Source organism: Streptomyces sp. 840.1 (assembly GCF_003751445.1).
Lineage (GTDB): Bacteria > Actinomycetota > Actinomycetes > Streptomycetales > Streptomycetaceae > Streptomyces.
In genome coordinates, this window is record NZ_RJUU01000001.1 from 603636 (window position 1) to 618857 (window position 15222).

Annotated in this window: 15 protein-coding genes; 6 read left to right on the forward strand and 9 right to left on the reverse strand. The window is 72.3% G+C overall.

From position 1 onward, the window contains the following. Positions 1-18: 18 nt before the first annotated feature. The 3 genes from EDD93_RS02640 to EDD93_RS02650 form a co-directional block, all read right to left on the reverse strand. The gene (locus EDD93_RS02640; protein WP_311318298.1) at positions 19-1359 is read right to left on the reverse strand and encodes a choice-of-anchor A family protein; all 1341 of its coding nucleotides are present in this window, start codon (positions 1357-1359) and stop codon (positions 19-21) included. 146 nt (positions 1360-1505) lie between these two features. Next, the gene (locus tag EDD93_RS02645) at positions 1506-2507 is read right to left on the reverse strand and encodes an NAD-dependent epimerase/dehydratase family protein (protein ID WP_123523628.1); all 1002 of its coding nucleotides are present in this window, start codon (positions 2505-2507) and stop codon (positions 1506-1508) included. Positions 2508-2622: 115 nt separating this feature from the next. Beyond that, positions 2623-3576, reverse strand: coding sequence for a LysR family transcriptional regulator (locus EDD93_RS02650; RefSeq protein ID WP_185092193.1), 954 nt, complete (start codon positions 3574-3576; stop codon positions 2623-2625). 279 nt (positions 3577-3855) lie between these two features. On the opposite strand from EDD93_RS02650, the gene snpA reads away from it, so the two are divergent. Continuing rightward, positions 3856-4527 (forward strand): snapalysin, encoded by a 672-nt coding sequence (snpA, locus tag EDD93_RS02655; protein WP_260255597.1) that lies wholly within the window; start codon positions 3856-3858, stop codon positions 4525-4527. 117 nt (positions 4528-4644) lie between these two features. Here snpA and EDD93_RS02660 read toward each other — a convergent pair whose 3' ends face one another. From EDD93_RS02660 to EDD93_RS02680, 5 genes are all read right to left on the reverse strand, one after another. Then, positions 4645-5001, reverse strand: coding sequence for a GntR family transcriptional regulator (locus EDD93_RS02660; protein WP_123523631.1), 357 nt, complete (start codon positions 4999-5001; stop codon positions 4645-4647). Positions 5002-5003: 2 nt separating this feature from the next. Further along, positions 5004-5987, reverse strand: a complete 984-nt coding sequence (locus EDD93_RS02665) for a DUF1648 domain-containing protein (RefSeq protein ID WP_123523632.1) — start codon at positions 5985-5987, stop codon at positions 5004-5006. A 151-nt stretch (positions 5988-6138) separates the two neighbouring features. Beyond that, positions 6139-6807, reverse strand: a complete 669-nt coding sequence (locus EDD93_RS02670; protein WP_123523633.1) for a DUF6304 family protein — start codon at positions 6805-6807, stop codon at positions 6139-6141. A 96-nt stretch (positions 6808-6903) separates the two neighbouring features. Then, positions 6904-7947, reverse strand: a complete 1044-nt coding sequence (locus EDD93_RS02675; protein ID WP_123523634.1) for a family 2 encapsulin nanocompartment cargo protein polyprenyl transferase — start codon at positions 7945-7947, stop codon at positions 6904-6906. Positions 7948-8267: 320 nt separating this feature from the next. Further along, positions 8268-9674 carry a family 2B encapsulin nanocompartment shell protein gene (locus EDD93_RS02680; protein WP_123523635.1) on the reverse strand — a complete coding sequence of 469 codons (1407 nt, stop codon included), beginning with the start codon at positions 9672-9674 and terminating at the stop codon, positions 8268-8270. 175 nt (positions 9675-9849) lie between these two features. On the opposite strand from EDD93_RS02680, the gene EDD93_RS02685 reads away from it, so the two are divergent. The 4 genes from EDD93_RS02685 to EDD93_RS02700 all read left to right on the forward strand — a co-directional run bounded on the left by EDD93_RS02685 (position 9850) and on the right by EDD93_RS02700 (position 13329). After that, entirely contained in the window at positions 9850-10299 is a 450-nt protein-coding gene (locus EDD93_RS02685; protein ID WP_123523636.1) for an Rrf2 family transcriptional regulator, read from the forward strand. Positions 10300-10403: 104 nt separating this feature from the next. Next, the gene (locus EDD93_RS02690; RefSeq protein ID WP_123523637.1) at positions 10404-11600 is read left to right on the forward strand and encodes a globin domain-containing protein; all 1197 of its coding nucleotides are present in this window, start codon (positions 10404-10406) and stop codon (positions 11598-11600) included. A 150-nt stretch (positions 11601-11750) separates the two neighbouring features. Beyond that, complete coding sequence (locus EDD93_RS02695) at positions 11751-12341, forward strand: N-acetylmuramoyl-L-alanine amidase (RefSeq protein WP_123523638.1); 591 nt, start codon at positions 11751-11753, stop codon at positions 12339-12341. 40 nt (positions 12342-12381) lie between these two features. Further along, entirely contained in the window at positions 12382-13329 is a 948-nt protein-coding gene (locus tag EDD93_RS02700) for a 1-aminocyclopropane-1-carboxylate deaminase/D-cysteine desulfhydrase (RefSeq protein WP_123523639.1), read from the forward strand. Here EDD93_RS02700 and EDD93_RS02705 read toward each other — a convergent pair. Beyond that, complete coding sequence (locus EDD93_RS02705) at positions 13308-14906, reverse strand: Na+/H+ antiporter (RefSeq protein ID WP_123523640.1); 1599 nt, start codon at positions 14904-14906, stop codon at positions 13308-13310. The two genes, EDD93_RS02700 and EDD93_RS02705, sit on opposite strands and share 22 nt — an antisense overlap. Before the next feature lie 35 nt (positions 14907-14941). Here EDD93_RS02705 and EDD93_RS02710 point away from each other — a divergent pair, with 35 nt between their 5' ends. Beyond that, positions 14942-15202 carry a UBP-type zinc finger domain-containing protein gene (locus EDD93_RS02710; RefSeq protein ID WP_123523641.1) on the forward strand — a complete coding sequence of 87 codons (261 nt, stop codon included), beginning with the start codon at positions 14942-14944 and terminating at the stop codon, positions 15200-15202. Positions 15203-15222: the final 20 nt, after the last annotated feature.

Below are 15222 nucleotides of genomic sequence, written 5' to 3' on the forward strand. Positions count from 1 at the left end.
TAGGGCCGACCGAGTGGCCTAGCCGCGTCGGCGCGTCCTTCGGGCCATCAGCGTGGCCGCCGATCCCGCGACCAGCAGCGCTGCCGCGATCCCGCCGATCACCCATTCACCGCCGCGCGAGCCCGTGTTCGGGAGCTCTCCGCCCGGGTGGGGCCGGTGCGGCCAGGAGTGCGTCGGGGTGGGCCTGGGGCCGGGGGTCGACTCGGACGGGGACGGTCCCGACGTGTCCGTCGGAGTGGGGCTCGGCGTGTCCGTCGGGGTGGGGCTGGGTGAGTCCGTGGGCGTCGGGGTGGGCGAGTCCGTCGGGGTCGGCGAGGGCGACGGTTCCGCGTCGCAGTCCGGCAGATCGCCGTCGAAGGGATAGGCGTGCATCTCCTGGCCGCCCGACTCGCCCGCCGAGGTGTGGGTGAGCGAACCCGCGCTGTAGAAGCGGCCGTTGGTGCCGCTGACGTCCAGCCGGGTCTGGCTCGACTGCTGCCCGATCAGCACACTGCCCTGGAACTGGCCGGTGCCGCCGAGACCGATCTCCGTGGCATCCGGGAAGTTCCACAGCAGGTTCTCGCGGAGGCCGGACTGCGGCAGGGACCCCATGTACGTCCTGATGTTCCGGGTCGTGCCGTACACGTTGACCAGTACGGTGGCGCCGTCCGGAACGCCGTTGAAGACGATGCCCTCGTCCCCGCCCGCGCCCGAAGCGATATCGGCGTCCAGCGCGAAGACCTGGAGCGGCGAGGTGCCGTCGCCCGTGAACATGGTCTCCGAACCGTTGTTCTCGGTGGTGCCGGTCGTCGGGCGGCGGTGGTCGGCGTTGTCGTCGTACGCGTAGCAGTGGCTGGCCTCCGTGAGCTGTCCGCGCAGGTCCGCGTAGGGGACGATCGCGTCCGGGTCACTGATCGGCGCCGTGTCCGGATCGACCGTGCCGCTCAGCGCCTGGGCGTACCGGACCCGCCCGGTGTTCGCCATCTCCACCGCGAGAAGCCGCTGGCCGCCGGCGATCGTGAGGTTCCCGCCGACGGTGAGGTAGTCGCTGCCGTTGGGCGGCGGCACCCGTGAGCCGACACCCGCGACGCCGACGTTGTAGATCTGCGAGGCACCGGGCCGCTTGTTCATGTCGAACTCGCCGAGGGTGACGATCTTCCCCTCGGCCTCGGCCGCCGCCTCCCGGACCAGGTAGTCGCCACCGACGTAGATGTTGATGTTGCTGTCGTGGTTGACCACGGGCCCGTTGTTCGGGTCGTTCCAGTCGGTGGGGCAGTCGTCCCCCAGACACGGCCCGAGCCCGCCGGGCAGCGGGTCGGCGGCCGCGGCGGGGGCGAGGGCCCCCACCATGGCCGCCGCTGCCGCCACCGTCACCGCCACGCGGTGAGTTTTACCGCTTCTGCGCGCTTTTGTTCCCATACAGCGCAATATGCAGGTTTACTGAGTACTCATCAGCTGTGCCACGCCGGTCGGGCGTGCCGCTTCCGCCGACCGGTCGGCCGGGCGGCCCCGGACGGCGGCGCCCGTCAGCCCGCCAGCAGCTTCGCCTCGGTGTCCGGATCGAGGCCGACGGAGGGCCGGTCGGGCCGCTGCGGCGCGCTGCCGCCGCGTTCGCACAGCCACTCCCAGGTGTCCTGGACCGTCTCCCCGACCGGCCGGCAGCGCAGCCCGGTGGCGTACGCCCGGCTGACATCGCCCTGGTGCAGGGTGTCGTAGAGCTCGCCCGGCGGCAGCCAGACCGGCAGGTCGGACCAGGGCTCGACGCCCGCCGCGAGGATCGCCCCGGTGTCGGTCCAGCGCAGCTCGGCACCGGAGCCGGTGGCCCGCACGCAGGCGTCGAGCAGCTCCCCCATGGTGGTGTGCCCCGGGCGGCTGACCAGGTTGTACGGTCCGTGCAGTTCCTGCCCGGCGGCGTCCAGCAGCCATCCGGCGAGGTCGCGTGCGTCGATGTACTGAAGGGGCAGATCAGGTGTCCCGGGGGCCAGTACGGGTCCGCCGCGGGCGATCCGGGTCAGCCACCAGGGCAGCCGGCCGATGTTCTCCCAGGGGCCGATGATCAGCCCGGCGCGGACGAGCAGCGCCCGGTCCCCGAAGGCCTCCAGTGCGGCCAGTTCGCCACCGCGTTTGGCCAGGGGGTACGAGACGTCGCCGCCGGCGTCCGGGGAGGCGCCGTCCACCAGCGGACCGTCCTCGGGCAGACCTGCCGGGGCCGGGTAGGCGTAGACGGAGCGGCTGGAGACGTACGCGTAGCGCCGGGCCCGTCCGGCGAGCAGCCGGGCCGCGTCCCGTACGGCCGAGGGGGCGCCGCTCCAGGTGTCGACGACCAGGTCCCAGGTGTACGTGCCGTCCCCCGGCCCGCCGGCGGCCTCCAGCGCGGCCAGATCGTCCTCGGCGGTGCGGTCACCGAGCAGTTCGGCCGTGCCGGGCGGCGGTGCGTGGTGGCCCCGGTGGAACACGGTCACCTCCCAGCCGCGCGCGAGGGCGTCCTCGGTGACGGCCCGGCCGACGAACTCGGTACCACCCAGCATCAGAAGCCTCATGACAGCGACTCTGCATCCCCGCGCCCCGAACCGGAACCGGCCTCGCTGTGGGCTGAATCGGGCCCGGCGCGGGCCGGTCCCGTCCAGTCCGGCCGGTCCGGGCTCAGGAGGAATGGGCGAGCGGGCTCCGGTTGCGCAGCAGCCACTGGCGGTAGCCCTCGACCCGCCCGGCCGCCTCCCGGTACGCGGCCTCCAGCTCCCCGTACACCGTCGCCGTGTCGGCGCCCGGCCGCGAGACCAGCAGCAGCCGCACCGCCAGCGGGTCGTCGCGCAGCGGGCGGATCGCCATGTCGTCGCGCGGGCCCGAGGTCGGCTGGCAGGGGGCGACCGCCTCGCCGAGGACGACGAGGGAGGCGGCGGTGAGGTAGTCGCCGTGCAGCACGGTCGGCGCGACCCCGGCGGCGCCGAACACCCGGCGCAGGCCGTCCCATTCGCCGTCCACCGTGGGGTCGACCATCCACCGGTCGGCCGCCAGGTCGGTGAGGTCGACGACGGGCAGGGCGGCGGCCGGGTGGTCGCGGGCCATCGAGATGAACTGCGGTTCGCGGTCCAGGAGCACCCGCTGCACCAGGCCGTCCGGCACGTACAGCGGGCAGCCCTCCACCTCGTGCACGAACGCGACGTCGAGCCGGCCCGCCTCGACCGCGCGCAGCAGTGCGTGGGCGGACACGTCGACCCGCAGCGAGATGTCCGTGCCGGGCAGCCGGACGCGCAGCCTGCGCAGCCAGCCGCCGATGACCCGGCTGGCGGTGCAGCCGATCCGCAGCCGGGGACCGCCGGGCCGGGCGGCGTCCGCCTCCGCCTTGGCGTCGGTGACCAGCGCCCGCATGCCGTCCACGAGCGGGCGGGCCCTGCTCAGCACGGCGTGGCCGAGCAGGGTGGGGCGGCAGCCGGTGCGCTCGCGGCTGAACAGTTCGGCGCCCAGCGAGTTCTCGATGCGGCGCAGCTGGGTGGTGAGCGAGGGCTGGCTCACGCCCAGCCTGCGGGCCGCCCGGTGCAGGCTGCCGGTGTCGGCGATGGCGCACAGCGCCCTGAGGTGCCTCACCTCAAGCTCCATACCGCCGAGAGTAGGGCGGTGGGACCGTGCCGCACCAGACGCCCCAACCCCATCAAACTCCTGTAATTCAGGGGTTGGTGGAATGCCGGACACCGTTTGTGCCCGCTCGCGTCATCGCGTGCTCACCCCGCAGCGGTGGTGGGGTGATAGGGCGGCGCTATCGCCGGTTGGCATCATCCGCCGGGGCTCCGACGTCACCGACACTCTCTCCGTACCGCACCCGTCCGAGTCCGATCACCGGACGGGTTCCTCGGACAGGTAACTGGTAGGAGACCCCCCATGAGACACCCCAGGACCGTCATGTCGGCCGTGGTCGGCCTCGGCTTCGGCCTCGCCGCCGCGCTGGGAACCGCACCCGCGCTCGCCTCTGCCGCCCCCGCACCTGCCTCTTCCGCGCCGGCCCCCCACGTCGCGTACACCTCGCACTCCGGATCCCACGAGAGCGCCGCCGCCAACAAGGCGTTCTTCGAGGCGGTCGCGAAGTCGGTCGCCGAGAAGCGGGCCGCCCACCCGGGCGTCCAGTCGGTCACCATCGTCTACAGCACCGCCAACGCTCCCAGCTTCCGCACCCAGATAGCCAACAGCGCGCAGATCTGGAACAGCTCGGTCTCCAACGTCCGGCTGCAGGAGGGGTCCAACGCGGACTTCACCTACTACGAGGGCAACGACCCGAGCGGCTCGTACGCCAGCACCGACGGACACGGCAACGGCTACATCTTCCTCGACTACGCGCAGAACCAGCAGTACAACTCGACCCGGGTCACGACCCACGAGACCGGACACGTGCTCGGCCTGCCGGATCACTACTCGGGCCCGTGCAGCGAGCTGATGTCGGGCGGCGGCCCCGGCCCGTCCTGCACCAACCCGTATCCGAACACCAATGAGCGCAACCAGGTCAACTACCTCTGGCAGAACGGCTTCGCGGCGGCGCTCGCCCGCAGCGGTTCCTGACCGGGGCATGCGGACAGGGGCCGCCCCGCAGGACGGGGGTGGCCCCTCACCCGTTCAGTCCCGGTACGGACCACCCGGCGATTTCGGCAGGGACCACCCGTCGAGTTCGTTCACGGATCACCCGTTGAGTTCGGCGCGTACGAGGGCCAGCAGCTCGTCCTCCGTCATCCCGAGCTCACGGGCGTCGCCGACCACCTCGCGGACCCGCTCCAGCAGCCTGGCACGGTGCGGGGAGACGCCCGCGGCGACCATCGCGCCGCGCCCCCGGCGCAGTTCGATGAGCCCTTCCTCGCGCAGCCGCTGGTAGCCGCGCAGCGCCGTGTGCACGTTGACGCCCAGCGATTCGGCGAGGACCCGGGCGGCGGGCAGCCGCTCGCCGGGGGCCACCGTCCCGTCGGCGACGGCGCGGCGCACGCAGGCCGCGATCTGGTCACCGAGCGGCACGGTGGAGGTGGGATCGACCCGGAAAAGCATGGTCATTTTTCCGTTCGACGCTGATCGATCAGGGTGTTGAGAAGTGCTGCGGCGGTCGCCGAATCCCGGACGGTCACCGCAAAGGACCGGCCGCCCGCCAACTGCGCCACGATTCCCTCTCCGGACCGGGTCATGACGCCGGTACGCCCGGGGCGGATCCGGTAGCCCCAGCCGCCGTATTCGGCCAGCGGGTTGATCCTACGGCTGCTCGCCGCCTCGATCCGGTCGAGCGGGACCCGTATCCGGGGCCACGGCAGCACTCCGGAGACGGTGATGCCACGCCGGTCCACCATGACGTACGGACGGGCGAAGACCGCGAGGAGCACACCCGCCACGAGAGCCGGAACCGCCGCGACCCAGCCGGCGGTGAGCAGCAGGGCGATCCCTCCCGTGCACACGGCGAGCGGGGCCACCGACAGCCACCAGGCCCCGGCGTTGCGCGCCCAGCCCGCGATCTCGCCGTCGGCCAGCGCGATCCGTTCACCGCCACCGGCCGGTCCGCGTCCGGCCGGGGCCTCTTCCGGAGGAAGGAGCGCGGCGAGCAGCAGGCCGATTCCGAAGGCGAGCGCGGCGACTCCCAGGGCAACGGCCATGTGCCACATCGGGAACGAGACGCCCTGCGCCCGGCCCTGCGCGTCCTGGGCCGCGTCCACGTTGATGAGCAGGGTGACCGCCATCAGGTAGCCGAGGCCGCCGGCGACGGCATAGCCACTGGCGACGGTCCTCCGGTACGCGGCGCCGGTGAACCTCCCGGCGACCGCCATCAGGACCCACAGGGCCCCGATCCCGGCGAACAGCACCACGACGACGGCGATGTACGACCCCTGGCCCGCATGGTCGTCCGCCTCTCCGTTGCCCACGAAGTGGCTGGCCAGCCGCGCGGGCAGCCGGTCGCGGCGGGTGGCGAAGAGGATGAGGTCGGCGGCGAGGGCGAGTACGAACGGCAGCGCGGCGAGGCTCACACGGCCAGCGTTTCGACGGTTCATAGAAACCTCCATTGTTTGCATGCTAGTAGAACAATGAAGGTGAGGCAATGCGGAGCCCGCCTGACGGTGACGCGCTGTCAGGCGGGCTCGGTGACGGTCGGGTACGAGCGCTGAGCGGTTGGTGCGGTCCGACGCCCTGCGGGCCGGGCGGTCAGGCCAGTTCGAGGGGGAACGCTCCGCGGTGTCCGGTGCCCGCGCCGGCCGTCGGCCTCGGCTCGAACTCCGGGCAGCTCCAGGTCTCCTGGACGAATCCGCTGCGCCGGTCCCAGAGGTCGAGGACATCGCCCCGGCCGTCCGCTCCCCGGTACTCGTCCTTGGCACCCCGGAAGCAGGCGAGCCCACCGGAGAGGCCCCGGCCGGGGGCCGGGAAGTAGTCCGAGAAGGCGCAGGCGATACAGCTCCGGAGCCGGACCCCGGGCGGAAGGACCCGCTGGATGGTGGCGAGCGCGGAGCCGAAGTCGCTCTCGGCCCGGTGGGAGCGGAAGCCCGCTCCGCCGAACTGCAGCTCCAGGTAGAGGTACGGGTCCGGCCTGCGCAGGGACAACAGGCAGCTGAGCCGCGCCTGCTGGGGCACCCCGTCCGCGGTGACCGGGAACGGCAGGTCCCATTCCAGGACGCAGTCGTTGAGCACACCGTCCGCCAGGGCGAACACCTCGCCCTGGTCCGGCGTGCCCGCCGCGGGACGCAGCCCGTCGAAGCTCTCGCCCTCGAAGTCCACTCCCCGGATACGGAGGCGGAGTTGCTGTCCGTCGGTGGTGAGGATGACGGCATCGGATCCCTGCCGGTCCCGGTACCACCCTGCCCACGACTCATCTGTCATGGGCAGGGACTGTAGCCCGTGCCTCGGACACTCCCTCCTGCCGCCCTCCACTTCACCGCACGAGGCCTGTGACCTCGGCCGATCCTCCCCTCCCGCTCAGTGGGTCCGGCGGGTGACGAACTCCGCCAGGGCCAGGAGATCGCCCGCCGCGGACAGATCGGGCACCGCGCGGGACAGGTGGTGCACGGCGCGCGCCATCCGGTCCGCGGCGCAGCTCTGCGCCCAGTCGCGGCCGCCGGCCCTGTCGACGGCGTCGGCGGCGCGGCTCACCTCGCCGACGGTGTTCATCGCACCCCGGTAGAGCGCGGTCAGTTCCGCGGCCGCCGGGGTGCCGGAGGTGAGCGCGGCGACCACGGGCAGCGACTTCTTGTGGGCGGCGAGGTCGGCCCCCACCGGCTTCCCGGTCTGGGCCGGGTCGCCCCAAATGCCGATGAGGTCGTCGATGAGCTGGAAGGCCAGCCCCGCCTCCCGGCCGAACCCGTCCATCGCGCCGACGGCACGCGCGTCGGCGCCCGCGTAGAGCGCGCCCAGCGCGCAGGCGCAGCCGAGCAGAGCACCCGTTTTGGCCGTCGCCATGGTGAGGCACTCGTCCAACGAGACCTCCTCCGGGCCTCTTTCCTCGAAGGCGCAGTCGGCCTGCTGTCCGGCACAGAGTTCGATGATGCAGGTCGAGAGCCGGGCCGAGGCTCGCGGTGACACGGCTCGGGCGTCCTCGGCGAGCAGTCGCTGGGCGAGGGCCAGTACGGCGTCACCCGCGATGACGGCATCCGGGATGCCGAACACCGTCCAGGCCGTGGCACGGTGACGGCGGGTCCGGTCCTCGTCGATGACGTCGTCGTGCAGCAGGGTGAAGTTGTGGGCCAGCTCCACGGCGACGGCCGCCCGCACGGCGTCCCTGGGATCGCCCCCGAGCGCCCGGGTGGCGGCCAGCACGAGCGCGGGTCTGATCGCCTTGCCCGCACCGGCGTCGGCCGGGCTTCCGTCGGCGTGCTGCCAGCCGAAGTGGTACATGACGACGCGCCGGATCGATCCGGGCAGCGAGTCGACCGCCGCCCGCAGGTGGGGGTCGACGAGGGCTCGGGTGTACTCCAGCAGAGCTGCGGCCTCGTTGCCCTCGGTCGCGGCGTCGGTACGGGTCATGGTCAATCGGTCACCCCGGTCGTTGCCGTCCCTGCCCGGTCGCTGTCGCCCCGGGCCGGGACGTGGGTGGTTGCTGTGTGTGCCTCGGACGGCGGCGCGTTCCGGACCGGGCCGGCCGGTGGCGCCGGCCCTGCCCGGACACGGCCCAGGGGCTGTCGTCGAACTGCCGTCGTCGCCCGAAGGGCGGCCGCGCGGGGTCAGGTGCGTGCTCTCGGCGTGCCGGCCCCGGGCCCCTGTACTGGACGTACCGGGGCCCGGGGCCGGTGCGGCGAGAGTGCGTGCATGGCGCCGCACGGCAGACGGCAGTTCGACGACAGGCCCTAACGCCAGCGGCTCACTTCGACGTTCTCCAGGACACCGAGGGCGTCCGGGACCAGTACGGCCGCCGAGTAGTAGGCCGTCACGAGGTAGGAGATGATCGCCTGCTCGTCGATCCCCATGAACCGGACCGAGAGGCTGGGCTCGATCTCGTCGGGAATGCCCGTCTGCTGGAGCCCGACGACGCCCTGCTCGGACTCGCCCGTCCTCATGCAGATGATCGACGTGGTGCGGGCGTCGCTGACCGGGATCTTGTTCGACGGGAAGATCGGCACTCCGCGCCAGGCCGCCATGCGGTGACCGCCGACGTCCACGCTCTCCGGCACCAGGCCGCGCTTGCTGCACTCCCGGCCGAAGGCGGCGATGGCCCGCGGGTGGGCCAGGAAGAGCTTCGATCCCCGGCGGCGCGACAGCAGTTCGTCCATGTCGTCCGGGCTGGGCACCCCGTCGTGGGGCTGGAGGCGCTGCTCGTAGTCGCAGTTGTTGAGCAGGCCGAACTCGCGGTTGTTGATCAGCTCGTGCTCCTGGCGCTCGCGCAGCGCCTCGACCGTGAGCCGCAGCTGCTGCTCGGTCTGGTTCATCGGCTGGTTGTAGAGGTCGGCGACCCGGCTGTGGACCTTCAGCACGGTCTGCGCGACGCTCAGTTCGTACTCGCGCGGCGCGGCGTCGTAGTCGACGTACGTGTGCGGGACGAGGGCCTCCCCGACATGTCCCGCGGACAGGTCGATGGCCGCCTCGCCGTACTTGTTGGTGCGCTGGTGCGGGATGGCCAGCAGCCTGGCGAGGTGCTCGCGCAGCGAGTCGGACCGCTCCGCGAGGTTGAGGACATCCGCCCGCTGCAGCGTCAGTACGGTGCAGTCGGTGACGGCGCGGGCCGTGTACTCCCAGAGGGCGTCCCCCTCGACGAGGGAGTGGTCGCCGAAGTAGGCCCCGTCCGCGTGCACTCCGAGCACCGTCTCGTCCCCGTAGGGGCCGGTGCCGATCTTCTCGACCCTGCCGTGCGCCAGCAGGAAGACCCGGTCCGCCGCGTCACCGGCCGTGGCCAGGAGGTGCCCGGCGGGAATGTCACGCTGCTCGCACCTGCGGGCCAGCTCGGCGAGCGCCTCCTCGTCCCCGAAGTCCCGCAGGGCCGGGAGCTCACCGAGCTCGGCGGGAATGACCGCCACTCGGTCGCCGGTCTGCACGAAGGTCACCCGGCCGTCGCCGACCGAGTAGCTCAGCCTCCGGTTCACCCGGTATGTGCCGCCCTGCACCTGGACCCACGGGAGCATCTTCAGCAGCCACCGCGAGGTGATCTCCTGCATCTGCGGGGCGGACTTGGTGGTCGTCGCGAGGTTCCGTGCGGCTGCCGTGCCAAGACTCTGCTGCGGCGGCACCTGCACGTTCTGAACCTCTTCACCAACGGACATCTGACGTCCTCTCGATCATCGGCTGAACTGCAGCAGAAGCCTTTCAGCACGTGACTCGGCGCGCCATTACACAAAAGAGTGTGACTAATCGGGCTTTGGGCTGGGCACAACGCTGCGCGATGCCCGAGGAGCAGTTTATTTGCATCTCAGATACCAATTATCTACGGTGACGCCCATGCGGCTCACGAGATTCACCGACGTGTCACTGCGCGTACTGATGCGCCTCGCCGTCATGGAGAACGAGGAACCGCCGACCACCCGCGAGGTGGCGGCGGCCATGCGCGTGCCCTACTCCCACGCCGCCAAGGTCGTGGCCCGCCTCCAGCACCTCGGCCTGGTCGAGGCGCGACGGGGCCGGGGCGGCGGACTCGCCCTCGCCGCGGGCGCCCGGACCGCCTCGGTCGGCGGGCTCGTCCGCGAGCTGGAGGGCCCCGGCGACGTCGTCGAGTGCGAGGGCGCCACACCGTGCCCGCTGCGGTCGGCGTGCCGGCTGCGCGGCGCCCTGCGCGACGCGGCGGAGGCCTTCTACGCAGCGCTCGACCCGCTCACCGTCGCGGACCTCGTCGCCTCCCCCACCGGACCGCTCCTGATCGGCATCAGCAGCGCCCGGCCGCCCGGCGACTGAACCGCACCCCCACCCGCGCCGGGTGAGAGGCCGGCCCCCTCGCCCGAATCCGGCGAACCCATAAATACGCATCTTGGATACCAATTCAAACACGAGGAGTCACGATGCTCTCCGAGCCGTCGACCGTCACCGTCCGCGCCACCCTCCCCGCCGTCGGCGCGGCCATCGGAGACATCGCGGATCTCTTCTACCGCAAGCTGTTCGACGCCCACCCCGAGCTGTCGCGCGACCTGTTCAACCGGGGGAACCAGGCCTCGGGCGCGCAGCGCCGGGCGCTCGCCGGCTCCATCGCCGCCTTCGCGGCCCAGCTGGTCGGGCACCCGGACACCCGCCCCGACGTCATGCTCGGCCGCATCGCGAACAAGCACGCCTCGCTCGGCGTCACGGCCGCCCAGTACGACGTCGTGCATACCCACCTGTTCGCCGCCATCGCGGAGGTGCTCGGCGACGCGGTGACCCCGGAGGTCGCCGCCGCCTGGGACGAGGTCTACTGGCTGATGGCCAACGCCCTCATAGCCATCGAGGAGCGGCTGTACGCGCAGCGGGGCGTACTCGCCGGTGACGTCTGGCGGGACTGGGAGGTGGTTTCCCGGACCGAGGAGACCCCGGACGTCGCCACCTTCGGGCTCCGCCCCGCCGACGGTTCGCCCGCCCCCGGCTTCCGGCCCGGCCAGTACGTCTCGGTACGGTGCGAGCTCTCGGACGGCGCACGCCAGATACGCCAGTACAGCCTCTCCTCGGCCCCCGGCTCCCCGCTCCGCGCCATCACCGTCAAGCGGGTGCGCGGCGAGGGCGTCCCGGACGGCGAGGTCTCGCACCGGCTCCACGCACGGGTCCGGCCGGGCGACCGGCTCCAGGTCTCGGCGCCGTACGGCGACCTCGTGCTGAAGTCGGACCGGGCCCCGCTCCTGCTCGCCTCCGCAGGCATCGGATGCACCCCGATGCTCTCGGTTCTGGAGCACCTGGCGAACGGCGGGCACCGCGGCCCGGTCACCGTCGTGCACGGCGACCGCTCCCCCGACGACCACGCCCTGCGCACCGCCCACACCGTGCTCACCGGCGAACTCCCCGAGGCCTCGGCACACTTCTGGTACGAGAACCCCGGGCCGGGCCACCCCGCGAACCGCACGGGCCTGGTCGACCTGACGGGCCTGGCCGTCGCCTCCGGCACCCACGCCTACCTGTGCGGCCCGCTGCCCTTCATGCGGTCGGTGCGCACCCAGCTGCTCGCCAAGGGCGTCCCCGCCGCCGACATCCACTACGAGGTGTTCGGCCCCGACCTGTGGCTCGCCGAGGACTGAACCGGGTCCGGCGCTCGCGGAATTGACCGGATCGGCTCGCACACCGCCCGAACAGAACACCGTGAACAGCCCATGACTGGCTCAGGCCCCGGTTCGCCGGGTACAAGCGCTGTACGGGCATCTCTCCCCCACGCGCAAAAGGAGTCGGCCATGTCCTCACCCATGTCCGCGAGCACCTTCCTCGCCGCCCTGAAGGACGAGGGGCTCACCGTCGTGCAGGTAGGCGACTGGCGAACCCACAACCGCAACCAGCAGGGCGACTGGGGCCCGGTCAACGGCGTGATGATCCACCACACCGTCACCAAGGGCACCGACGCCACCGTCCAGCTCTGCCGCGACGGCCACAGCGACCTGCCGGGGCCGCTGTGCCACGGCGTCATCGCCAAGGACGGCAGCGTCCACCTGGTCGGCTACGGCCGGGCCAATCACGCCGGCCTCGGCGACGACGACGTGCTGCGCGCCGTCGTCGCGGAGAAGGGCCTGCCGCCGGACAACGAGGCCAACACCGACGGGAACCGGCACTTCTACGGCTTCGAGTGCGAGAACCTCGGCGACGGCAAGGACCCCTGGCCCGACGTCCAGCTCGAAGCCATCGAGAAGGCCGCGGCCGCGGTCTGCCGCCATCACGGCTGGACCTCCAAGTCGGTCATCGGGCACCTGGAGTGGCAACCGGGCAAGGTGGACCCCCGCGGCTTCACGATGGCCGACATGCGGGCCCGGATCAACGCCCGCCTGAAGTAGCCGCCCGCCGCCGGGACCGCGCCCCGTCCACAATGGGGACATGCCCGCCACACCGCCCGGTCCCCCCGCCCTCTCCCGGCTGCGGCCGGCACTTCCGTCACCCCTGCTGCCGGTCGAGGACGACCGCTTCGGGCGGTACGGCGTGCGGCTGCTCCTCAAGCGCGACGACCTGATCCACCCGGATCTGCCGGGCAACAAATGGCGCAAGCTCGCCCCCAACCTGCTCGCCGCCGCCGGACGTCCCGTGCTGACGTTCGGCGGGGCGTACTCCAACCACCTGCGGGCCACGGCCGCCGCCGGACGGCTGCTGGGCTTCCGTACGGTCGGCGTCGTCCGCGGTGACGAGCTGGCCCACCGGCCGCTCAACCCCTCGCTGGCGCGGTGCGTCGCCGACGGCATGCGGCTGCACTTCGTGGACCGCCGGACGTACCGCGCCAAGGCCGATCCAGAGGTCCTGGCCGGGCTGCTGAGCGCCCACGGGGAGTGCGAGGTCATCCCGGAGGGCGGCAGCAACGCCCTGGCCGCACAGGGCTGCACAGAGCTCGGGCGGGAGCTGCGCGGGCGGGCCGACGTGGCCGCGGTGGCCTGCGGCACGGGTGGCACCCTGGCCGGCCTCGCCGCCGGTCTCGCACCGGGGCAGCGCGCGCTCGGCGTCCCCGTCCTGCGCGGCGGCTTCCTGGGCGACGCGGTACGCGGCCTCCAGCGGGAGGCGTTCGGCGGACCGGCCGGCGACTGGTCCCTGGACGAACGCTTCCACTTCGGCGGCTACGCCCGCACCACCCCCGCCCTGCACGCCTTCGCGGACGACTTCGAGGACCGGCACGGCCTGCCGGTCGAACGGCTCTATGTGGCCAAACTCCTCCACGCGCTCACGACGCTGGCCGGGGAGGGCGCGTTCCCCGCCGGGAGTACGGTCGCCGCCGTGATCACCGGGCGCCCGGACCCCGCAGACGCGCCCGGCGCACCTCAGTCCGACTCCTCCCGGTAGGCCGCCGCCTCCTCCAGGTCGAGGCGCCTGAGCAGGGTCCGCATCATCTCGTCGTCGATGCCCCGCTCGTCCCGCAGCCGCACGAAGACCTCGCGCTCGGCCTCGATCATCTCGCCGGCCAGCCGCCGGTAGGTGTCGTCCGCCGACTCCCCCGTCACCGGGTTCGACGCCCCGAGCCGCTCCCACACGGCGTTGCGGCGCCGCTCCAGCACGGTGCGCAGCCGGTCGGTGAGCGGCTGGGGCAGCCGGTTGCGCTCGTCGCCGAGCAGCTCCTCCAGGCGCGCCTCGGCGGCCGTGGACGCCTCGCTCTGCGCCTGCGCCTCCGCGAGGGTCTCGGCCTGCCGGTCGCGCCCCGGGAGGCGCAGCACGCGCACCAGGAGCGGCAGCGTGAGCCCCTGGATGACCAGGGTGCCGATGACCGTGGTGAACGTCAGGAAGAGGACCAGGTTGCGGGCCGGGAAGTCCGCGCCGCCGGCCGTGACCATCGGGATGGAGAACGCGATGGCGAGCGAGACGACACCGCGCATCCCGGCCCAGCCGACGATGAGCGGCGCGGTCCAGTCGGTCTCGGGCTCCCGGTCCCTGATCCGCTTCGACAGCCACCGGGGCAGGTAGGTCGCCGGATAGACCCAGACGAACCGGACCACGACGACCGCCAGGAACACCGCCACCGCGTACCAGAGCGCATCCGCGACGGCGTACGTACCGAGCCCCCTCAGTACGAAGGGCAGCTGGAGGCCGATCAGCGCGAAGACGGCGGACTCCAGGATGAAGGCGACCATCTTCCAGACGGCCGCCTCCTGGAGCCTGGTGGCGAAGTCGACCTGCCAGGACCGGTGACCCAGGTAGAGCGCGACGACGACCACGGCGAGCACTCCGGAGGCGTGCACCCGCTCGGCCGCCGCGTACGCCACGAAGGGGATCAGGAGCGACAGGGTGTTCTGGAGCAGGGGCTCCTTCAGATGGGTGCGCAGCCAGTGCAGCGGCACCATGAGCACCAGCCCGACCGCGACACCGCCGACCGACGCGAGGAAGAACTCCCCGATTCCGGCGCCCCAGCTCATCCCCTCGCCCACGGCCGCCGCGAGGGCCACCTTGTACGCGGTGATCGCGGTGGCGTCGTTCACCAGGGACTCGCCCTGGAGGATCGTCGTGACCCTGGCCGGCAGGCCGACCCGGCGGGCGATGGCGGCGGCCGTGACCGCGTCCGGCGGGGCGATCACGGCGCCCAGCACCAGTGCGGCGGTGAGCGGCAGATCGGGCACCAGCCGGTAGGCCAGCCAGCCGACCGCGACGGTCGCGAACAGCACGTAGCCGACGGAGAGCAGCGCGACCGGGCGCAGATTGGCCCGCAGGTCGAGGTAGGAGCTGTCGACGGCGGCGGTGTAGAGCAGCGGCGGCAGCAGGAGCGGCAGCACGATGTGCGCGTCCAGGGTGTACGTCGGCACCCCCGGCACGTAGCTGCCGATGAGCCCCATGGCCACCAGCAACAGCGGGGCCGGTACCGGGGTGCGGCGGGCCAGCCCCGCCATCGCCGCACTCGCCGCGACCAGTGCCACCAGTGGCAACGCGTCCATCTCAGGGTCCTCGCATCCGTCGTAACCTGGCAATCATGAGTGAGTGCCCGCACGTATCAGATCTGCCGCGCCCCGAGCCCGCACCCCTCGGCGAGACCTGTCCCGAATGCCGGGCAGCGGGCACCCACCCCGTGCAGTTGCGTCTCTGCCTGGTCTGCGGCCATGTCGGCTGCTGCGATTCCTCACCGATGCAGCACGCCACGGGCCACTTCAAGGAGACCGGTCATCCGGTGATGCGGAGCTTCGAGCCCGGTGAAAGCTGGCGTTGGTGCTTCGAGCACGGTTCGATCGTCTGACGTCTGGGTACGTCAAACCG

Coding starts and splice junctions, on each gene's coding strand:
- EDD93_RS02645 (WP_123523628.1), bottom strand. CDS start 2,507: ATGCTGGGTGGTACCGAGTTCGTCGGCCGGGCCGTCACCGAGGACGCC.
- EDD93_RS02650 (WP_185092193.1), bottom strand. CDS start 3,576: ATGGAGCTTGAGGTGAGGCACCTCAGGGCGCTGTGCGCCATCGCCGAC.
- snpA (WP_260255597.1), top strand. CDS start 3,856: ATGAGACACCCCAGGACCGTCATGTCGGCCGTGGTCGGCCTCGGCTTC.
- EDD93_RS02660 (WP_123523631.1), bottom strand. CDS start 5,001: ATGCTTTTCCGGGTCGATCCCACCTCCACCGTGCCGCTCGGTGACCAG.
- EDD93_RS02665 (WP_123523632.1), bottom strand. CDS start 5,987: ATGAACCGTCGAAACGCTGGCCGTGTGAGCCTCGCCGCGCTGCCGTTC.
- EDD93_RS02670 (WP_123523633.1), bottom strand. CDS start 6,807: ATGACAGATGAGTCGTGGGCAGGGTGGTACCGGGACCGGCAGGGATCC.
- EDD93_RS02675 (WP_123523634.1), bottom strand. CDS start 7,947: ATGACCCGTACCGACGCCGCGACCGAGGGCAACGAGGCCGCAGCTCTG.
- EDD93_RS02680 (WP_123523635.1), bottom strand. CDS start 9,674: ATGTCCGTTGGTGAAGAGGTTCAGAACGTGCAGGTGCCGCCGCAGCAG.
- EDD93_RS02685 (WP_123523636.1), top strand. CDS start 9,850: ATGCGGCTCACGAGATTCACCGACGTGTCACTGCGCGTACTGATGCGC.
- EDD93_RS02690 (WP_123523637.1), top strand. CDS start 10,404: ATGCTCTCCGAGCCGTCGACCGTCACCGTCCGCGCCACCCTCCCCGCC.
- EDD93_RS02695 (WP_123523638.1), top strand. CDS start 11,751: ATGTCCTCACCCATGTCCGCGAGCACCTTCCTCGCCGCCCTGAAGGAC.
- EDD93_RS02700 (WP_123523639.1), top strand. CDS start 12,382: ATGCCCGCCACACCGCCCGGTCCCCCCGCCCTCTCCCGGCTGCGGCCG.
- EDD93_RS02705 (WP_123523640.1), bottom strand. CDS start 14,906: ATGGACGCGTTGCCACTGGTGGCACTGGTCGCGGCGAGTGCGGCGATG.
- EDD93_RS02710 (WP_123523641.1), top strand. CDS start 14,942: ATGAGTGAGTGCCCGCACGTATCAGATCTGCCGCGCCCCGAGCCCGCA.